General features: G+C 58.1%; 17 protein-coding genes and 2 pseudogenes. 13 read left to right on the top strand and 6 right to left on the bottom strand.

The annotated features are described in order from the left end of the window. The 4 genes and pseudogenes from ABIE52_RS00535 to ABIE52_RS00520 all read left to right on the top strand — a co-directional run bounded on the left by ABIE52_RS00535 (nucleotide 1) and on the right by ABIE52_RS00520 (nucleotide 5531). A complete protein-coding gene (locus tag ABIE52_RS00535) occupies nucleotides 1–1164 on the top strand; it encodes a serine hydrolase domain-containing protein (RefSeq protein ID WP_192713500.1) in 1164 nt (387 codons plus the stop codon). Continuing rightward, complete coding sequence (locus tag ABIE52_RS00530) at nucleotides 1161–2591, top strand: purine-cytosine permease family protein (RefSeq protein WP_192713501.1); 1431 nt, start codon at nucleotides 1161–1163, stop codon at nucleotides 2589–2591. Before ABIE52_RS00535 ends, ABIE52_RS00530 begins: the two co-directional genes overlap by 4 nt. A gap of 532 nt (nucleotides 2592–3123) precedes the next feature. Further along, a complete protein-coding gene (locus ABIE52_RS00525) occupies nucleotides 3124–3969 on the top strand; it encodes an aminotransferase class I/II-fold pyridoxal phosphate-dependent enzyme (protein ID WP_192713502.1) in 846 nt (281 codons plus the stop codon). A 285-nt stretch (nucleotides 3970–4254) separates the two neighbouring features. Continuing rightward, nucleotides 4255–5531: pseudogene (locus tag ABIE52_RS00520) on the top strand (MalY/PatB family protein). A 138-nt stretch (nucleotides 5532–5669) separates the two neighbouring features. Here the strand turns inward: ABIE52_RS00520 and ABIE52_RS00515 are convergent. Continuing rightward, nucleotides 5670–6308, bottom strand: coding sequence for a LysE family translocator (locus tag ABIE52_RS00515; RefSeq protein WP_192713503.1), 639 nt, complete (start codon nucleotides 6306–6308; stop codon nucleotides 5670–5672). A gap of 271 nt (nucleotides 6309–6579) precedes the next feature. Here ABIE52_RS00515 and ABIE52_RS00510 point away from each other — a divergent pair, with 271 nt between their 5' ends. After that, entirely contained in the window at nucleotides 6580–6924 is a 345-nt protein-coding gene (locus ABIE52_RS00510; RefSeq protein ID WP_354541375.1) for a hypothetical protein, read from the top strand. 239 nt (nucleotides 6925–7163) lie between these two features. Here the strand turns inward: ABIE52_RS00510 and ABIE52_RS00505 are convergent, their stop codons facing one another. Further along, on the bottom strand, nucleotides 7164–7526 hold the full coding sequence (locus tag ABIE52_RS00505; RefSeq protein WP_354541374.1) for a VOC family protein: 363 nt from the start codon (nucleotides 7524–7526) through the stop codon (nucleotides 7164–7166). Nucleotides 7527–7550: 24 nt separating this feature from the next. On the opposite strand from ABIE52_RS00505, the gene ABIE52_RS00500 reads away from it, so the two are divergent. Then, the gene (locus ABIE52_RS00500; protein WP_192713504.1) at nucleotides 7551–7976 is read left to right on the top strand and encodes a winged helix-turn-helix transcriptional regulator; all 426 of its coding nucleotides are present in this window, start codon (nucleotides 7551–7553) and stop codon (nucleotides 7974–7976) included. A gap of 86 nt (nucleotides 7977–8062) precedes the next feature. On the opposite strand, the gene ABIE52_RS00495 is transcribed toward ABIE52_RS00500, so the two are convergent. Together ABIE52_RS00495 and ABIE52_RS00490 are read right to left on the bottom strand one after the other, a co-directional pair. After that, a complete protein-coding gene (locus ABIE52_RS00495) occupies nucleotides 8063–8665 on the bottom strand; it encodes an adenosine deaminase family protein (RefSeq protein WP_354541373.1) in 603 nt (200 codons plus the stop codon). Nucleotides 8666–8721: 56 nt separating this feature from the next. Further along, nucleotides 8722–9102, bottom strand: a complete 381-nt coding sequence (locus ABIE52_RS00490) for a hypothetical protein (protein WP_192713506.1) — start codon at nucleotides 9100–9102, stop codon at nucleotides 8722–8724. 867 nt (nucleotides 9103–9969) lie between these two features. Between ABIE52_RS00490 and ABIE52_RS00485 the strand changes: the two genes are divergently transcribed. From ABIE52_RS00485 to ABIE52_RS00475, 3 genes are all read left to right on the top strand, one after another. Beyond that, entirely contained in the window at nucleotides 9970–10404 is a 435-nt protein-coding gene (locus ABIE52_RS00485; RefSeq protein ID WP_192713507.1) for a RidA family protein, read from the top strand. A gap of 72 nt (nucleotides 10405–10476) precedes the next feature. Continuing rightward, nucleotides 10477–11277 carry a cyclase family protein gene (locus ABIE52_RS00480; RefSeq protein ID WP_354541372.1) on the top strand — a complete coding sequence of 267 codons (801 nt, stop codon included), beginning with the start codon at nucleotides 10477–10479 and terminating at the stop codon, nucleotides 11275–11277. A gap of 214 nt (nucleotides 11278–11491) precedes the next feature. Then, nucleotides 11492–11821: an EthD domain-containing protein gene (locus ABIE52_RS00475; protein WP_354541445.1), complete on the top strand. Its 330-nt coding sequence runs from the start codon at nucleotides 11492–11494 to the stop codon at nucleotides 11819–11821. 258 nt (nucleotides 11822–12079) lie between these two features. Here the strand turns inward: ABIE52_RS00475 and ABIE52_RS00470 are convergent, their stop codons facing one another. Together ABIE52_RS00470 and ABIE52_RS00465 are read right to left on the bottom strand one after the other, a co-directional pair. Then, complete coding sequence (locus tag ABIE52_RS00470; protein WP_192713509.1) at nucleotides 12080–13225, bottom strand: PucR family transcriptional regulator; 1146 nt, start codon at nucleotides 13223–13225, stop codon at nucleotides 12080–12082. A gap of 192 nt (nucleotides 13226–13417) precedes the next feature. Beyond that, a pseudogene (locus tag ABIE52_RS00465) lies at nucleotides 13418–13896 on the bottom strand (Lrp/AsnC family transcriptional regulator). Between the two features lie 449 nt (nucleotides 13897–14345). Between ABIE52_RS00465 and ABIE52_RS00460 the strand changes: the two are divergent. The 4 genes from ABIE52_RS00460 (at nucleotide 14346) to ABIE52_RS00445 (ending at nucleotide 18397) form a co-directional block, all read left to right on the top strand. Beyond that, nucleotides 14346–15245: a fumarylacetoacetate hydrolase family protein gene (locus ABIE52_RS00460; RefSeq protein WP_192713510.1), complete on the top strand. Its 900-nt coding sequence runs from the start codon at nucleotides 14346–14348 to the stop codon at nucleotides 15243–15245. Nucleotides 15246–15280: 35 nt separating this feature from the next. Next, nucleotides 15281–15601, top strand: coding sequence for a 2Fe-2S iron-sulfur cluster-binding protein (locus tag ABIE52_RS00455; protein ID WP_192713511.1), 321 nt, complete (start codon nucleotides 15281–15283; stop codon nucleotides 15599–15601). Between the two features lie 5 nt (nucleotides 15602–15606). After that, a complete protein-coding gene (locus tag ABIE52_RS00450) occupies nucleotides 15607–16848 on the top strand; it encodes an NAD(P)/FAD-dependent oxidoreductase (protein ID WP_192713512.1) in 1242 nt (413 codons plus the stop codon). 328 nt (nucleotides 16849–17176) lie between these two features. Then, the gene (locus ABIE52_RS00445; RefSeq protein WP_192713513.1) at nucleotides 17177–18397 is read left to right on the top strand and encodes a cytochrome P450; all 1221 of its coding nucleotides are present in this window, start codon (nucleotides 17177–17179) and stop codon (nucleotides 18395–18397) included. Nucleotides 18398–18756: the final 359 nt, after the last annotated feature.

The raw sequence follows: 18756 nt of genomic DNA, 5'->3' as shown, positions 1-18756 counted from the left end.
ATGACCTCTTACAGCGCCCCACTTGAAGCGGACTCTGCAACATGGGCAACTCCCCCGTACCATCGCCATGGCCTCAACCGGGTTGATAATCTGATTCCATGCGCCGAGATAGCAAAAGGTGATGGAGACGAGCGCTCGCTGCAAACAGTCAATGATCAGGACTGGTGGGCATCGCTGCAAGTGCCGAGTGAAGAAGGTGCCCTTGTCGGTGCCGCTGAATTCCTCGACTTGACACGAACCGATTCAATTATTGTTCTTCAAGGAGAAAAGATCCTCCATGAGGAGTATCGCGGCGCAAGTGCGGCAAACTCGCGACATATCGTGATGTCCATTTCTAAATCCTTCTGTGGAATGCTTGCGGGCATCCTGGTCAGCGAGGGCGTGCTAAGCGTTGCCGACGTTGTTTCGACCATCGTTCCTGAACTGAAGGGCACGTCGTTCGGAAGTGCCTCAGTACGCCACCTTCTTGATATGTCGGCTGCGCCGAAGTACGACATGACCTACCTCGATACCCGCAGCGAAGTTAACGCTGCAGATCGGGCAGCGGGATGGAGGCCAAGGCTTGTCGGTGACGCTCGCGGAACCCGTGAATTCTTGACGAATCTTGAAGGCAATGGACGACACGGTGCACAGTTCCAATACTGTTCCGGAACAACGGATGTCCTCGCGTGGGTTCTTGAGCGAGCGGCCGGGGAGAAATACAGCCAGCTTCTCGAGACTCGCATCTGGTCACGGCTAGGGGCGGAGGCCAACGCATACATCACTGTCGACGCACACGGGGACCCTTACGCGTGTGCTGGAATGGGGATGCGACTCCGAGACCTAGCTCGCTTTGGTTTGTTGCTCCTCGGAGGTGGACGATACGCCGACGATACGGTCGTTCCGCTCTCGTGGATTGACCAAACGCGTGGCGGCGGGGACTTCCCTAACGGTAATCTCGGGGCTCCCGGTACCTATCGAAACCAATGGTGGGTGCCGGCTGACCGATCCAGCTTCTATGCTGTCGGTATCTATGGCCAGTACCTCTGGCTGGACCCAAAGAACAATGTGGTCATTGCAAAATTCTCGTCATGTGACAGTCCCGTAGACCACCGCCCAGACCATGAGCCGGCCCTCGGTGCAATTGCACAGGCGGTCGCTCCAGTTAGTGGTGTGAAAGGATGAAGGAAAACAAAGGTGAAGTTCGTCTTGAGCGTCACTCTATAGATCACATTCCATTGTCGGAAAGGCACGGCAAACCGCGAGATTTGTTTTTCGTCTGGTTCTCCAGCAATATGCAGATCACTGGGTTCGTCAATGGCGCGTTGGCTGTCTTGTTGGGGTTGAATCTATTTTTGGCGATCCTCGCAATCATAGTCGGCAATATGGTAGGCGCCTTGTTCATGGCTTATCACTCAGTCCAGGGTCCTCGCATGGGTGTCCCTCAAATGATTCAGAGCCGAGCACAATTCGGTTTCGTCGGCGCTGCGCTGCCTGCTGTGCTGGTAATCTGCATGTACATGGGATTTGCAGTGGAGGGTGGTGTCGTAAGCTCTCGTGCTATTGTCGAAAAGTTTGCAGTACCTCTTCCTGTAGCTGCATTGATCGTCACCTTTATTCCAGCATTCGTGGCGATTGTGGGATATAAGTTAATTCATATAGCTGCGCGGACTGTCACGTTTGTCAGCGTGGGACTATTTGCCATTTTAACTGTCGCTTTGTTTCGAAACCTGCCTGGTGAACTTCCAGTGGCATCCCCGGATGCGGGTTTAGGAACAGTTTTACTGGCAATAGCAATCTATGTCGCCTGGCAGTTGACGTGGGCGCCCTATGTTTCCGACTACTCCAGATATTTGCCAGAAGACACTCCTTCGAGTCAGACCTTCATCTGGACGTATGCGGGTGCTGTGCTGGGCGCAACTTGGGTGATGGTCTTGGGGGCGGTCGCAGCAACGATCAGTTCGGCGCAAGTGGCCGGAGATGCTATCGGAATGTTGAGTGACCAAGTACCCGGTGTCAGCTGGGTAATTCTGATTGCGCTACTTGTCGGAACGGTCCCTGCAGGTGCATTCGGAACTTATGGCATGTTTCTGACCGCGCTCAGTGCAGTGTCAGCGAAAGGGCACAATCGTGCAGCTCCGCGAGTTCGGGCTGTTTTCATCCTTTTGGCCAGCACGGTGATTGCTTTTGCAGTGGTCTTGGCGGATGGACAAATCCAGCATACTGTACTTAATATTACTCTATTCCTGTTGACTTTACTGGTTCCTTGGACCGCCATAAATTTGGCCGATTACTATTTTGTTCGCCGAGGTCATTACGATATTAAAGAGCTCTTCAAAGTGAATGGCATCTATGGCTTGGTGAGCTGGCCGGCGATCCTTGCTTATGTCGTAGCATTGTTCGCTCAAGTGCCATTCGTCAATACAGGCTTATATACCGGGCCGGCAGTGGAGAAATTTGGAGGCGCGGACATTTCGTGGATTGTAGGAATTGCGGTAGCGACATTGGTTTACTTGCCATTGGCTCGTAATAAACTACGAAGAAGTGCTATCGGTCGTGATCTCGCAGCAAAACCAGTCGACGCGGATTTACGTGTTGATGATCCGCGGTAGCCTCGGCGTCAAACAGCGGACTGTTTACAGCAGGGTCAAGTTTTATGTAAAAAACTGCTTGCTAATGCTCCAATTAACGGTCTTTATGTATGCTGCAAAAGCCTCAAGTAACTCGAAGAATATCTGCTTGAAGTCTACTTCTCAGATCGCAAAGGCCAAGTCGAAATGGTGCATGTCGAATTGTTTTTCTCCCGTCGTCCAAGTTCTTGACTGGAACAGTTGACGCTACTTCGAGGAATACCGGGCGATCCAGGCCGACGAGGTCGGGTGCGTAGGTGTCGCCGTGGTCATACTGCAAATCTGAGCCCACGCCTCAGGGGCCTGATCGCGTCACTGATCGCCGCGTTTCTCCATTTCTTCGCCCAGATGGGCTACGCACCCGAGTTCAGCGCGTCCGACAATTCTCCGATGCTGTGACGGCAGGCAGATTCTCTCCCACTCGCGTCGCTGCGCGGCTTAATCTCACAAATTTTTACCGTGTTTGCCGGGATTACTCAGGACAGAGTGTCTCGATGCAGGGTCGCGCACCAAGGTGGCGAGACATTTAGGTTCTCACGATGCGGGCGAGAGTGGCGGCGAAGTGGGTTGCGTTGTCGGAGGTGATGGTGGAAGCGGTCACACGCAGTGCCCGGTGGCACTGACCCGAGGTGACGCTGTCGCGATCGAGGATCCGTGCTTCCTGGCGAGCATCGGAACGCTCAAAGCCAACAGCTTCCGAGCGGTACCGATGGACATCGACGCTTCGGGTATTACCCCGCAAGGGCTGCTGCGTGCTCTCGAAAGTGGTGTGCGCGCGATTATTTGCACCCCTCGTGCGCACAACCCCACCGGGGTCAGCATGAGCGCCGACCGAGCGGCGATTCTCGGAAGCATCCTGGCCGAGTTCCCTCACGTTCTGGTAATCGAGGACGATCACTTCTCTGCCGTGTCCAGCAATCGGTATTGTCGGCTCGCTCCGATGAGCACGACGCGGTGGGCGCTTGTTCGTTCCGTGTCGAAATTTCTCGGGCCCGATCTGCGCGTGGCAGTGGTCGCCTCGGACCTCGACACCGGTATTCGGCTGAGCACTCATCTCCGGTCGGGCGCCAACTGGGTCAGTCACCTGCAGCAGCGCTTGAGTGCTGAACTGCTCAGTGATCCGAAGGTGTTCGACGGCCTCGCCGATGCTCGCGCTGTCTACGAGCGACGCCGAACCCTTCTGAAATCTGCACTGTCAGAACATGATATCGAGGTTCCTGACACTTTCGACGGACTCAATGTCTGGGTTCCGCTGGATCGGGATTCCGCACCGATTGTCGATCGACTCGCCGAGTCTGGCTGGCTCGTGCGGGACGGAAGTCAGTTCTCGGCGGCATCTGGCTCGATGACATCGGTGTGACCTTCCGCGTTGGAATTGGCGTCAGGCACAACGCACACAGCTCCGCGGCGACACTACATCGGCTTTGTTCATCTTGGACGCACTCGACCCGATCACGAATGACAGGCTCAAGCCAGCTGTGGACGACTTGGTCGGCAAGCTCACCAGACTAGGGGCGGATGCGCAGTTCGCATGCCGTCAAATCAGCTCCGAAGACAGTCGATCGGCAAATGCGAATTGAACTCCTCCAACCCCGTGGTGTCTCGTCGATCGTCGTTCGCAAGGTTCGCTACCTGGAGCAACTAAATGCAAAACGAAGACCCAAACTCCTTAGAGCAGCTGTCCTTGGATCAGTTGCGGCGTCGTACGAGCCAGAAGTGGAGCCCTCACAGTTGGGACTTACTTCCACCGTGGGTCGCGGAGATGAACGTACCGTTGGCACCTGCGGTGGCGAACGCCCTGCATCAGCCGTCGCTATCGGGGACACGGGGTACGCATTGAGGCACGGGTATGCCGAGGCCGTTGCAGGTTTCGCCTCAACACGATGGGACTGGCCCGATTTCCCGATCTCGGACACCCGGGTGCTGCCCGACGTGATGACCGGGATCATCGAGATACTTCGCGTCAGCACCGAACCTGGTAACACAGTCATCGTCACCACACCGGTCCATGCACCGTTCTTCTCATACATTTCGCATGCGGATCGCATCATCGCCGAGGCACCGCTCACCCCCCCCGGACGACTGAATATCGAATCCATCGGCGACGCTATCGCACGAGTGCAGGCATCAGGTCGTCGGTGCGTCGTCCTACTGTGCAACCCTCACAACCCCACGGGCACCGTGCGCACCCGGTCCGAGTTGGAGTCGCTCGCGCGAGTAGCACGAGACGCCGGCATCCGTGGGCTCTCCGACGAGATCCACGGACCGCTGGTGCTTGCCGGTGCGACGTTCATCCCTTATCTCACGGTAACGAATTCGGAGAAACACGAACGCGTTCACCTCAGCGTCCAAGGGGTGGAACCTTGCTGGGCTCAAGGCTGCGATTGCTATCGCAGGGCCTGACGCCGCCGATGATCTGCGCAGAGTTCCTGCGGAAATCGACTACGCGCCCATCCATCTCGGGGGCATTTCCCACACGGCCGCGTTTCAGCAGGGGGCTGCGTGGCTTGACGCCCTCCGGGCCGGTCTCGACGCTAACCGCACGCTGCTCGGTGAACTGAATCGGGATCATCTTCCGCACGTTTCCTGGATTCCACCGGAAGGGACTTACCTCGCCTGGCTTGATTGCATACGTCTGGGTGTAGAGCGTGTCACCGACAGCGAAACATTTGCCGTGGCAACTGACATCGATGGACCCGCAAAGCTTTTCCATGATTGCGCGCGGGTTGCGCTCAACTCGGGTCAAATCTTCGGCTCAGGGGGGAGGGGTCCGTCCGCTTCAATTTCGCGACGTCGCGAACGGTTTTGACGACGGCCCTGACCGTATGGGATAAGCGACTGCATCCACAGAGTACTGAAAATCAGCTGGTTGAGCAGCGACCAAGAGTCCCTCCGGCTCCGCCGCCCGTACGGCCGCAGTAGGAGGTGAGGTCACGCTATTTTCGGTGAGAACGTTGAGCAAAGCGATTTTGGGTGATGTTCGGTAGAACAGAGGTCCTGCTTAGGCAGTGGAGAACAGTGGCCCAATTCTCACGCCGGTTGGGTTTGGTATGACAAGAATTAGGGTCCGTCCCCCGACATTGCGACCGAGACACCAACCCCGATGATCGAGAGACCGCCGATACGTCCAAAGGTGACTATCGAGCTAGGCGACTTCGTTAACCAAGTCCTGGCGCGACCTGCCAGTAGGGCCCACGATGTGTCGGTGGCCAAGCCGATGAACAGGGGAACGACGCCTAGGAGAAGAATCTGTAGGGGAACGTTTCCCGCCTCCGGATCGATGAACTGCGGAACGATTGCCGTGAAGAGGACGAAGCTTTTCGGGTTCGTCAGTCCCACTACTATGCCAGCGCGAGCGGATCCCGAAATCGACTCTGTGCGAGCCAGTTCCGTGCTCGGCTCTGCCGAAAAACGGGCATAACGGAGTGCGTGAATTCCGAGCCAGAACAGATATGCGATGCCGACCCATTTGATTGTGTTAAACACGATTTCGGACCGTTCGAGTACGGTGCCGAATCCGAGCGCGATAACGGCGCCCACCATGTAGCACCCGACAGCGTTGCCGGCAACGCTCGCTAGAGCGCTCGAACGCCCATGAGTCAAGGCACGCCCGACAACGAACATCACACTCGGGCCGGGCACCGCGATCAATACGACGCAAGCCAATGCCATCGCGACTATCTGTGTAGCAGTGACCATTTGAGAATCCTACCGTAGCCGTTTTGCTTAAGCCGAGACGTGCAAGGGGTCCGATTCGATGTCGATTCTCCACGTCCAAGTTGAGTCTCTGAGTTCGAGCGCAGCCGCATCTGGCGTCACGTCCAGGACTGGATAGAGCCTAGGCGACGCGGCACTGGCATCGATTGACCATCAGGATGATGTGCATCCTCCTGATTGGAGATGGTCGCGTGCGCTGCGTTGTACTCCGCTCCGGGGTGCGTAGCGCCCCCGAGAATGGAGGAATCTTCGAATGACCGAATCCTTGACCCAGTTCACGATCACCGAGGTAGCAACGGGATACTGGAAGGTGACGTCCAGCAATCCGCCCGTGAACCTGTGCGACCCGGACACACTCCTCGAGCTCCGGCGAGTCGTCGATCTCATCGAGTCCAACGAAACATTGCAGGTCGTTGTATTCGACAGTGCTGACCCAGACTTCTTCATCAATCATTTCGACGTCTCCAAGGTGGCCGATTTCCCCTTGGTGCCCGGTCCGACTTTTCCGCCGACGTTCATCGACACCACGATACGGCTGGGCCGCCTCCCCGGTGGTCACCATCGCCTCCATCCGGGGGACTCGGGGCGGCGGATCTGAGATCGCCCTGGCATATGACATGCGATTCGCCAGTCTCAAGCGGGCGACCTTCGAGCAGATCGAAGGTCGGGGCAGGTGTCTTCCCAGGAGGTGGTGGAATCCAGCATCTGCCTCTGCTCGTCGGACGGGCACGGGCACGGGCACTCGAAATCGTCCTCGGCAGTGACGACTTCGACGCAGCAACTGCGGAGAAAGTACGGCGGGGTGAACCGAGCCTACCCCGACGCCGAGCTCGACGACTACGTTGACAACTTTGCCAGGCGCATCGCGTCGTTCGACAAGCCTGCGCTCGCTGAGACGAAGCGGTTGATCAACCGCAGAACATTGCCCTCTGCTGAGGGGCTGGTGGAAACACCAGACCGCACCAACTCGGCAACCAGGACATCCAGGTCGTCCACAATCACAGGCCCGAGCGTCCCTCGGTACTTTGCAGTATCCACTGCAGGCCCTCCAATGATCAGAAAGTCGCCAACAGCCGCGATATCTGCTTTTTCGAACTGAAACCGGAGGTCCGCGGGGCGGCCGACCAGAGATTCGTAAAGAGGTAACGCACTCTCGGTATCTTCGACGAAGAGTCGGGCGTAGGTCTTCAAGATTGTCATAGCTCGACCATAGGAAGGAATTCGATGGCGCAGAATTACGCACTTTCAAGTGAGAACCCAGACCTGGAGATCGACGACCGCGAGCAGCAGGCTCGCGCTGCCGCTCGTGCGGTGTTCGAAACCCTGACAAACAAATGGACCCTCCCGGTTCTGGAAGCCTGTGGCGACGATTGCCTCAGATTCACAGCCTTGCGTCGCGCACTCGACGGAGTCAGCCACAAGATGCTCACACAGACGTTGCGTTCTTTGGAACGCGAGGGATTGGTCGAGCGACACCGGACTGTTAACCCTCGCGTGGAATACAGTCTCTCCGCCGCCGGCCGCGATCTGCTGAGAACGGTGTACTCACTGTGCGGGTGGTCACGTCGACATCTCGAAGAACTCATGGATGGCATGTCTCCCGTATTTGCGGCCCCTTCAACACGCCCCGTTACCACTCGAACGGCCTAGACAGTCGCACAGCAACAGCTTGTGCGGATGACTGCATCGTGCAGGTCAGTTGACGATCCCTCTGGCTGGAGCTCGCGAGCATCTGGTCAGTTGTTCCAGAACTGTTCGAACTTGCCGACCGCAGCGCGGCCCACGCCGATTTGTGACGAGGAGGCGAACGAGCCAGTGAAGCTGTTGCGGGCCAGTTGCAATAGCTCGGCCTTTCCGATGCCCAGATGCGTGACGAGTGCTTCGAAGTTCTCGTTGACGTACCCGCTGAAATAGGATGGGTCGTCGGAGTTGACGCTGACGCTTACTCCTGCTTGGAGGTGGTGGGCGAGCGGGTAAGTGCTCAGGTCGTCGGAGATTCGAAGACGCTGATTGGACAGCGGGCACATCGTCAGAGGTATCCCTTCATCGACGCGTCGGGTCACGAGAAGGGGGCCTTGGAACGCAGTGTATCCGTGGTCTATTCGTTCGACCTTGCACTTGTTTATGTCGTCGGCGATGTAGGTGGCAGGTGCCTCTTCGCCGGCGTGGGCGGTGAGGCGATACCCCTCATCGCGTGCTCTGGCGTAGACGCGCGCGAACTTCGCTGGCGGGTTGTTCGTCTCGGGTCCGCCGAGCGAGATCCCATGGACCGAATCGCAGTGAGGGCGGATGAGGTCGAGCAGTTCGAGGCCCTCCGCCTCGCTACGGCGACGTTGCACGAGTACCAGAATTTCTGCGTCGATTCCCAGATCTTCGCGCGCGTGGGCAAGAGCGTCTAAATTGCCACCGATCTGTGGTCGACCGTGATACCTCTGGGAAGGAAATTCTGTGGTGCGTATAATATTTCGGCGCACACGACACCTTGAGCGTGAGCGCGCCGTAAGTACGCGAGCGTGAGGTCGTAAGAGTCTTCTCTCGTTGTCAACACCCGGCATCCCTGCCAGAACAGAGCGAGGAAGTCGCCGAGGTTCTTGTAGGTGTATGCGGCACAAAGTTCGTTCTCGGTACCCCACGTCAGATTGACCTCATTGCGCTGCGCGTACCTGAACATGTCCGCAACTTCGATGGCGCCCTCGAGATGAACATGAAGCTCAGCTTTCGGCATCGCGGTCATGAATTCGGCGAGCATGAAATCCGGCTCTGATCGGGGTGCCAACGATTTCGAGACGGTGGAACCTTTAAAATTGCGGGAGACCCATCGAGCGCATCGTCAGTTCCATCTTCTTGAATCCCGCGGGCTGTCCGTGACGCGAGTGGTGCGGTCGGTTCAGGGAAGACGCTATTGGTCATCACTCCCCTCAAGTGCTTATGCGATCATGCAGCCTTGTGGGAGCGCGCCCGACGCACGCGGGTCTCCGAGAAGGCTGCATGCAAGGGAACTGTTCGATCCAGTATGCATCTCTCGGTATGTCTGAGCGCAAGTGCCGACGAACCCGAGGCTTGGGCAGGCAAACATGTCCCCAATTTCGGTTCGATATGAATAATGTTTCCTATCAGTAGGTTTCAAAACCCTCAGGTTGCTCTTGTCTCGTCGAGTGCGGACACGTAGTGCCGCTCATATGTGCATACGAGCGCACACGCATTGCTCTTGGTCGACGTGGCTACGATCACGGCTCGCTGGGACAGACAGGACAAAATCGGTCTGCGCCAGCGGAGGAGATCAGCAACGCGCTGAATTGCCGGTGTCGGCCAGGAGCTCAAGTGGTTCCCACCAGCTCAAGTGGTCCTCCGCGGTAGGGATGCGGCACCGTTGAGCCTGCGCTCCACACCGGGGTCGCGGTCCCTCTGGTTATTCCACAAATCGCAGGGGGAAGAGTCTGGGGTTTTTCACTAGACGTCAACCGGCCCGATGAATGAACCTTAAGTCTCGGCGAATCGAACCGACGACGGCATTCGAATAGAGATCGAGTTGCACGTGAACGTTTACGGCCGGCACCCCGGAACCGGACGCCGGTGAATTCGTCGGTCGGTTTGCTCGTCATATCCGAGAGCTGATCGAACGAGGATCTGGAGAGGAACACCAGTGGGGAACACAGATACGAAAAACGGGGCGGTGGTTGCGGTGAATCCGCCGAGTTTGGCCGAGCCTGCCGGCCATTTTGATCGAGCGGTTCGAATCGGCGACTTTCTGCACATCTCGGGGACATCGGCGCTCACCAATCTCGCTGGCACAGTAGAGGAGCGCATCTTGCCTGAGAGCTTTCGAGAGCAGGCTGAGACTACCTTCGACAACATCGAGAAGGTACTGGTCTCTCAGGGCGGGACTCTTGCCGATATTTACGAGATCCGTGTCACGCTCAGTGATCGCGATCTGTTCGGCCCTTTGAACGAGATATTGAAAGAACGTATGCCCGCTCGCGGATTCATCGGATCGGGATATGTGGCCGGCTTCATGGCGCCGCATATGAAGATCGAGGTCGAGGCTCACGCGTACCTCGGCCTCACCACTGCAGGTTGATAACACTTCCGCCTATCGACTCCAAGCTCATCGCGTCGGCTCTTGCACCGACCCGCCGAAAGGAAACATTCTGTGACCGCGTTGTCATCCTTCGTGAAAAGTATCAGCACTGGCGCAATCGAAATCGTCGACCTCACCACCCCCCTCCACGCAGGCACTCCAACCGTGCCTGTCCCACCTCCGTTCGCGCCGACCGCCGGATTCTCGATGAATCAGGTAAGCAACTTCGACGAGAACGGACCAGGCTGGGCGTGGAGCGATATCACGTTGGGCGAGCATGTCGGAACTCACGTGGACGCCCCCCGTCACTGGATCAGTGGACGGGATGGATTGTCCGTCAACGAAATTCCCCCGGCACGGCTGGTAGGACCTGTAGCTGTCATCGACAAAACCGAAGAGGTACTGGCGAATCCGACCTTTTTGCTCGAGGCCAAGCATTTCGTCGAGTGGGAGGAGGAGAATGGATCGATCGAGCCAGGGTCGTGGGTCATTTTCCGTTCGGGGTGGAGCGCTTATGGTGATGACCCGCACCGTTTCTTGAATCCTAATGGCTGGCCCGGTCTTTCGCTCGATGGTGCAAAATGGCTCGCCGAGAATCCCGCGGTCAGTGGTTACGGAGTTGAAGCAGTGGGCATCGACAGCGTCAGTTCGGGCGATGATTCGGAACTGGAGCTTCCTGACGAGAGCGCAGATCCAGGCGAATTCGGCCCTGGGCACTACTACCTACTCGGCTCCGACAAGTACGGACTGACCTCACTTCGCAATGTCGACCGGCTCCCAGCGAAGGGCGCCACGATCGTGGTGGCGCCGCTTCCCATTGTCGGAGGCACCGCCGGCCCCGCACGTGTCTTCGCATTCGTCGAGCATTCGTAGTCAGGTCTGGGCAGAGTGAACTCTCGGTCCGGAGCACGCTCCCGCGGACCGATTCTGCATGAGGAAAGGACGCCAGTGATCAAACTTGTCTCGATGTGGCGGCACAACCCAGAGCTCGGCGCCCAGATGTCGGACGACCACTACTTCCAGCGACACACGCCGATGGCATTGAGTCTGCTCTCCGAGATTCCAGGGTTCCTGAAGTACACACAGAATTCCAGGGTTCCTGAAGTACACACAGAACAGCGTCGTGGCACATTCGGTGCATCGCGAGAACTCTCCCGAACCGGAAGAGCGCGATCCCGAATTCCACACCATGCTGGAGTTGTATTTCACCGACGAGGACGCAGTCAACCAACTGTTCAGCAACCCGGAGATGGCCCGACTGTTCGACGATCACCCGAATTTTCAGGACTACCAAGCAGACCCGAGCATGTCGGTGTACATCGTGAGGGAACGGGTCGCGCTCGAAAGGGGCATCGATGGCTCGTTGATGGTTCCGGCTTCGCCGAATTCGATTCTAGGACGTTCAGAGCCAGTGTAAGAACACATGCGTCTTCGGAGTGAAGAGCTGTGGCCCGCCGAAGGGGAAATCACTTTCGGCGGGCCACAGTCATTTCAGTGGATTGAACTGCCGCCCAACAGCAGTGGCCGTTCCGACGAGCACGGGTGCGATGGCGTCGGTGACGAGATTCTGCATCCAGAGTTCGATTTTGATCATCGACTATCAAGGTGAGCGCGCTCCGACGATTCGCTCGGCAAGGCTCAATTCAGCAAAGACGGTCGAATCATCCGAGTATGTCTACTCACGAATCCCTTCGATTCGGCATCCGATGATCGACCTGGCGAGACCGGAGAAGGTTCGAGGATCAGCACCGGTGAGCTCTTTCCACCTGTTCAGTCGGTAAGCAATCGAATTCGGGTGCAGGTGAAGTTCTTTCGCTGCTTGGGCTTGCGAGAATCCGAATTCTGCGAAGGCGAAAACCGCGGCGACGAGGTCGGGATGTTCGTGCCTGACTTTTTGCACTGTGTCGAAGAGCAGCGCCAAGCGTGGCTCACTGTCGAGCAAGGTCGATTCCAGCCAGGTGTCGAAAAAGAGCGCCGACTGCGCGCCGCGCATCTCGGCGACACGCAGCGTTCGCTCGGCGTCCACGATGCTCCAATGCGCTCCGTGGAGTCCCTCACGACGAAGGCCGATCCCGATGGGCACCTCGGTCCCACTGATTCCGTGCGCCGATCTGACTACTGCGTCCACATCGCTGTCTTGGACCAGCACGTACATTCCGGAAGCGCGCACTCCGCATTGCACGACCCCCGGGAGTCTGCGTGTTGCGCGCTGCAGGCTCTCCACTTCCGCATCGGGCCAGAACGAGCGCGGTGAACAGATGGCTTGAAACTGACCATGGATGTCGAAGGCCAATGCCCGAGCGGTTTCTGCCACGTACTCGCCGCGGGTTCGATCGCCGAGTTCACCGAAGAAGCGGCGTCGGACTTCCGCCTCTTGGGCATGGGTGGTGGGTGATTCGTCGACGAACGCGTCGACCACCGAGGCGGTCATTGCCTCGGTCCAACGACCCATCGGTTCGACGAGGGCAATAAGCACCGAGTCCGTGGCTTCGGGGGCCGATTGCAGGGCGTTCCAGAGTTCGCGGCTGACGATGTGAAAAGCCTTCAGTACGTCGTATGCCGATACACCCAGTTGTGCTCTGCGGCGTGCTGCCCGGCGGGTGAACTGGAGGGCTTCACCGGACGGCCCGACACCGGCAGCCATCCCTTCGAGAAGCTGACGCGTGAGATCTTGCACGGTCCGCCGGTGCTCGGCATCTGGAAGCTTCGTGTAGGAAGGCAACTCCGCCCGAACTCGAGACGAGAGATCGGGATCGGCATGCGCGAGCCGGTAGGCAACCGCTTCGCACAACGCGCGTGCATCGTCGTGGTTCATCCCCATAGCAAGGAACTGTTCATATGATCGGCGACCTCTCGTGATAGTTCTCCGGCGTGGTGTACAGCGTTCAGCGTTTCAGACAGTCTGGACGTCGTCGAGGTACGGGGAACATGGTTCCGGACGGTCGGTGAAAGCATTCTGTCGATGCGGATTGCGTGCCTGCCACGTGGAACCGCGAGGGGCGGACGAGGTGATTTACACCCATCGTGGCCCCGACCCGTGAGCCTCGTCGAGAAGTAGCCATGTCGTCTCGAACGCACTCCTTCAAGATTTTGCAGCTGTTCGAGCACGAGGCGCCTCAAGGTCGAGTTGTCCGGAGCGCGGACCAGAATCAAGACGTCGAAGTCAGCGCCGAGCAATGCGAAGTGGTCAACCCAGCACAGGCTCCGTAGTTGGTGTGCAAGTCCTCGCCATGACCCTTGCTCGATCGTCAGAGATACAAATGCCGAGGACCCGCAACCGGCCTTGGAGTGCTCGATCTGCGTGGTGAACCCTCTGATCACGCCCTCTCGCTGCAGTCGCTCCACCCGAACGTACGCGTGGGCGCGTGATATGTGAGTCTTCTCGGCCAAAGAGCGCATCGAGATTCGACTGTCGCGGACCAGCACATCGATCAGTCGGCGGTCCAGCGCATCGAGTGGATATTTCGTCTCGTCCCCAGTCCGGGAAGTCATCGGTCTTCCTCATTTCAGCCGCCACTCCGGATCGGAGTCGATCTGGGAAGTGGAAGGCTATCAGCGATTGCCGCTGGAGTCACGAGTCTGCTCGCACTGAAAGCTGAGGGAAGGTCTACCGCCACAGCATGATTGGACCTACATTGGCCAGAGTGCAGCTCTAGGGTGTGCACAGCAAACCATGGGCTGAACGAGTGAATCTGCACGGTCTGAAGTTCACCGTGTGAGTGCGTTGGTGGATGCACGAAAAACTCGCGTCTTGCGTTGTCGTTTCCCTGAAGATGTGTGCACATTCGCATTCTAAGGTTGATGTCGACAGTCAGGCGAGAGGTGTTCCGCGCACGTGCGAGAGGTGCGGGTCAGCGACGTCACAGGGGGACAGGATCATCGCGCTAACGGTGTCCCGGGTCTCAAATATTGCTTTGTTCAACAAAACTCGAGGAATTGTCATGCGGCTTGTGAACTTTGGTCCAGTGGGTATCGAGCAGCCAGGGGTGCTCGTCGACGACGATACGGTAGTCGCGTTGGTGCCGATTCTGGCGCGGGCAGGACTGCGATTGCACGACATGAAGGACATCCTCGCCCTGTGGTCCACCATCCGTACGATCGTCGAGCCTCAGCTGACGCTCGAACGTGACCGCATTTCCCTGGCGGATGTGCGAATTGGTCCTCCCATCCTCAGACCGAACAAGGTTATTGCTATCGGCTTCAATTATCCGCAGCATTCAACTGAAGTTCTCGGTCCGAGTGCAGAAGTCACTGAACCAGTCATCTTTCTAAAACCGTCGAATTGTGTTTCAGGGCCCAATGACCCGGTGGTGAAGCCGTTCGAGACCGCTATGCTGGACTACGAGATCGAACTCGGCGTAGTCATCGGCAAGCCGGGGCGGAGAATCTCGCAGGTCGACGCGCTCGATCATGTGGCGGGTTACGTTGTCGCCAATGACATCACCGCCCGTGACATCGCCCTGGGCGCAGGCCTCGATCATCCACTGCAGTTGCAAATCGCCAGGGGCAAGGGCTACGCGACCTTCTGCCCGCTGGGGCCGTGGTTGGCGACGGCCGACGAGGTGCCGGAGCCCGCCGATCTGCGCCTGACACTCAGCATCAATGGTGTTGTGCGACAAGATGGTAAGACCACCAGCATGCTCGCATCCATCCCCGAACTCATTGCATCCGTCAGCGCGAGCATGGAGCTCGAGCCGGGTGATGTGATTCTGACCGGCACCCCGGCTGGCTGCGGCTTCCAGCTCGACCCCCCAGCGTATTTGCAGCATGGCGATCGTGTCGAGGCCGGAATTACAGGGCTGGGAAAGATGACGTTCCAGGTTCAAAACGAACAGGTTTGACGGTTTCTCGATACACCGATCCGTGAGGAGCATCAATGGTCAACGTAACGTATGTACTTTCGGACGGATCACATCGATCTGTCGACGGTCAGATAGGGCAATCGGTCATGGAGACCGCTATCGGAGCAGATATCTACGGCATCACCGGCGAGTGTGGCGGCAACGTCATGTGCGCCACATGCCACGTCCATGTGCAGAATGCTGCCGACACCGTGCTGCCGACAATGCAGCTGGAAGAGGAGGAAATGCTGCAGTGCACCACATCTCCTCGCAGCAACGACAGCCGACTCAGCTGCCAGTTGGTTCTCGATGAAACCTTGAACGGACTTGTGGTTCGACTGCCACAGGAGCAGTGATCGGTGTGAGGAAACGGCACACTTCCGTGGTGATCCTGGGTGCCGGCCAGGCCGGGTTCCAAGCTGCCGACTCTCTGCGGGAGCGCGACTTCGAGGGGCGAATCATTCTCGTCGGTGACGAACCCGGACTGCCGTACCAACGGCCACCATTGTCGAAAGCTGCGCTCCTGACAGCGATCGGTGCGGATATGAGCACGCCCTTTCGGCCCGCCGCCTACTTCACAAAGCACGAGATCGACCTGAAGTACGGAACTGCCGCCCGGATCGATCGTGACCGTCGCGCCGTCGTTCTCGAGTCAGGTGAACGACTGGAGTTCGACTATCTGATCTTGGCGCTCGGCGCGAGAAACCGCATCCTCACCCTTCCCGGCGCGGATTTGGCCGGCGTACAACAGCTACGAACACTCGACGACGCGGAATGTATCCGCTCTGCTTTGGAAACGGCGACCCAGGTCGTCGCAGTCGGCGCTGGCTTCATCGGCATGGAAATAGCAGCGGCGGCAACGAAATTGGGAAAACAAACGTCAGTCATCGATCCACTCGATCGGCCTATGGCCCGCTCACTGTCGAGGCCAACATCGCATCACTTCGCACGGTTGCACACCGAACGTGGAACGCTACTGCACTTCGGGGAGCAGTGTTCGTCGTTTCTCGGCAGGGAATCGGTCGAAGGAGTGGAGTTTGTGAATGGTGAATCGGTCGCCGCGGACTTGGTGATCGTCGGCGTGGGAGTCGAACCACGTACCGAACTGGCAGAAGCGGCGGGCTTGGCAGTGGACAACGGGGTTGAGGTCGACGTCTACCTACGTACCAGCGACCCGGCAATCTTCGCAATCGGCGATTGCGCTCGCTTCCCCACTGGGAATGGAAGGGATCGCGTGAGGATCGAATCCGTCCAGAACGCCACGGATCAAGCCCGCTTCGTCGCTGCGCACATCATGGGAGCGGCAACGGAATACGCTGCAGTTCCATGGTTCTGGAGTCAGCAGTTCGATTCGAAACTGCAAATTGCGGGACTCTCCACCGGAAGCGACGTGGAACTTGTGCTCGGCGATCAGACATCGTCCGCCTTTTCCGTGCTGAGGTTCCGTGACAGCGAACTGACGTGCGTCGAGTCGGTCAACAAACCGGCGGACCATATCACTGCTCGGCGGATACTCGGCCACCCACGAGGGCTGCCCCTGGACGTTGCACGGCAAGGTAACTTCGATCTCAAATCGTATGCCCAGAATATGGTGCCCGCCTGAGTGACCCGGGTCCGCCTCGAGGAGCCGAACTGATTGCGGCAAAGGAGATTCGGAACCACATAAGTCATCTCTTCAGGACGTGAGAACGCTGCCCGGTAAAGCGCAAGGCGCCTTACCGGGCAGCGTTGCATCTCTGCTGCCCGTTGAAGCTCCGGACAGTAGTCGGACAGGGTCAGGGCCAGGTCGCGGACTGTTGAATCACCAAGAAACTCGTACTTCTTTTCAGGGATTACCCGGCGATCGAAAGTCTGCGAATCGATAACCTTGTCCAACATCGTGTGATGCCGGACACATTAAGGCGCGGCGCGCATGCTCAGAGAGGCCAACAATGCAATCTATCGCCACTTTCGATCCCACGGACCCCGACTTCTTGTCGAACAGGTTCCCGACATATCGCGACCTGCGCGACAATGCCCCGGTATCGCACACCGTCATCAACGGAAAGCCCATCACCGTGTTGAGTCGATACAGTGACGTCAGCCGCGTGTTCAAAACCCCGTCGGCCCGAGTGCAGCCAGTTCCGGGGGCGTTCCCCGAACACATCGGATCAGGGCCGGCATCGCAGTTCTACCGTTTGTCTCTTCCAGAGATGGACCCGCCGTCCCACACGCGACTGCGGAAGCTCGCTTCGTCGGCATTCTCGGGCCGCGCAATGAAGGCGATGCGGCCGTGGGTGGAAGAGATCATCACTGCCGGCATCGATCGTCTGGCCGCCCTCGACACGGACACTGACTTCGTATCGGAGTTCGCAACCAAAATCCCGGCTGAGATCGCATGCAGATTGCTTCATGCACCGGCGGCAGATGCCCACACCGTGCTCGAACGTATGCCCGCCCTCAATGCTGTGCTCAGTCACTCGGAAGTCGACCCCGAACGTCTCGCCGCCGCGGACGAGGCAGCACAGTTCTACTTCGATTACATCGGCGACATCATCGACTCACTGCGGGGCAAGCTCTCCAGCGACGACGCAGTCGGCGCACTGCTCGAGGCAGAGGAAGACGGAACGAAGCTGACTCGGGACGAACTCGTCATCACCCTCGTCGGATTCTTCGTCGCCAGTTACCACACCACGATGGTTGCGATGACAAATGCGGTTCACGCGCTCCTGAACCATCGAGACCAATTCCAGAAACTCGCAGACAACCCCGATCTCGCACCCCAAGCATGGGAAGAAGTGCTGCGGTTCAACTCGCCCGTGCACTTCCTGCAGCGATACGCCGGTGAGGACATGCACTTTCACGGAGAAGACATCACAGCGGGTACACACATGCTTCTCGCCATCGCCGCAGCGAACCGAGACGAACGCGCTTTCGAGGACCCGGATGCTCTCGACATCGAACGGAAATCGAACAGACACTTGGCTTTTGCGGCAGGAGGCCATTTCTGTCTCGGAGCACCGCTGTCGAGGATCGAAGGGGACATCTTTCTTCGCCTGCTGCCCAACCGAATACCTCACATAGAGCTCACGGAACCGCAGGCGGCATGGGGACAGGATTTGACGTTCCCGTCTCTACCGTCCTTGATCGTGAACGCAGTACTCCGACCGTAACCCCTGTAGCAAGGAAGCAGCGAATGAATAGAGCGGTGACGGGTTCACCCACGGTGAATCACTAGCTTCGTGCAAACCGGGATGCGGGTTGGCCCGACTCGCCAGTTCTGATCATTCGTCAGGGTTGTGCGCTGGGCGTGGCAAACATCATCCCGTACTCATGACGACTCAAAATCATGCCCAGGTGGACCGGAACCTACGCCTTTCGCGTACCTCGGATGGTCGGTTCGGCCAGACGTTCCGATAGTCAAATTGCCCTGTTGTCTCAGGAAACGCAGCCTCACGCAAGAATTACTCTGCAACAGGCACATTCGATCACGTCCATCCCTATGTGGTCCTTCTCCGATCTCCCGCCGTGG

It is taken from the genome of Rhodococcus sp. OAS809, from assembly GCF_040546695.1.
GTDB lineage: Bacteria > Actinomycetota > Actinomycetes > Mycobacteriales > Mycobacteriaceae > Rhodococcus_F > Rhodococcus_F qingshengii.
The sequence above is the reverse complement of the archived record's forward strand: the minus strand, read 5'-3'. Positions and strand labels throughout refer to the sequence as shown.

Coding starts and splice junctions, on each gene's coding strand:
- ABIE52_RS00445 (WP_192713513.1), top strand. CDS start 17,177: ATGCAATCTATCGCCACTTTCGATCCCACGGACCCCGACTTCTTGTCG.
- ABIE52_RS00530 (WP_192713501.1), top strand. CDS start 1,161: ATGAAGGAAAACAAAGGTGAAGTTCGTCTTGAGCGTCACTCTATAGAT.
- ABIE52_RS00455 (WP_192713511.1), top strand. CDS start 15,281: ATGGTCAACGTAACGTATGTACTTTCGGACGGATCACATCGATCTGTC.
- ABIE52_RS00500 (WP_192713504.1), top strand. CDS start 7,551: ATGGCGCAGAATTACGCACTTTCAAGTGAGAACCCAGACCTGGAGATC.
- ABIE52_RS00535 (WP_192713500.1), top strand. CDS start 1: ATGACCTCTTACAGCGCCCCACTTGAAGCGGACTCTGCAACATGGGCA.
- ABIE52_RS00470 (WP_192713509.1), bottom strand. CDS start 13,225: ATGGGGATGAACCACGACGATGCACGCGCGTTGTGCGAAGCGGTTGCC.
- ABIE52_RS00515 (WP_192713503.1), bottom strand. CDS start 6,308: ATGGTCACTGCTACACAGATAGTCGCGATGGCATTGGCTTGCGTCGTA.
- ABIE52_RS00460 (WP_192713510.1), top strand. CDS start 14,346: ATGCGGCTTGTGAACTTTGGTCCAGTGGGTATCGAGCAGCCAGGGGTG.
- ABIE52_RS00510 (WP_354541375.1), top strand. CDS start 6,580: ATGACCGAATCCTTGACCCAGTTCACGATCACCGAGGTAGCAACGGGA.
- ABIE52_RS00505 (WP_354541374.1), bottom strand. CDS start 7,526: ATGACAATCTTGAAGACCTACGCCCGACTCTTCGTCGAAGATACCGAG.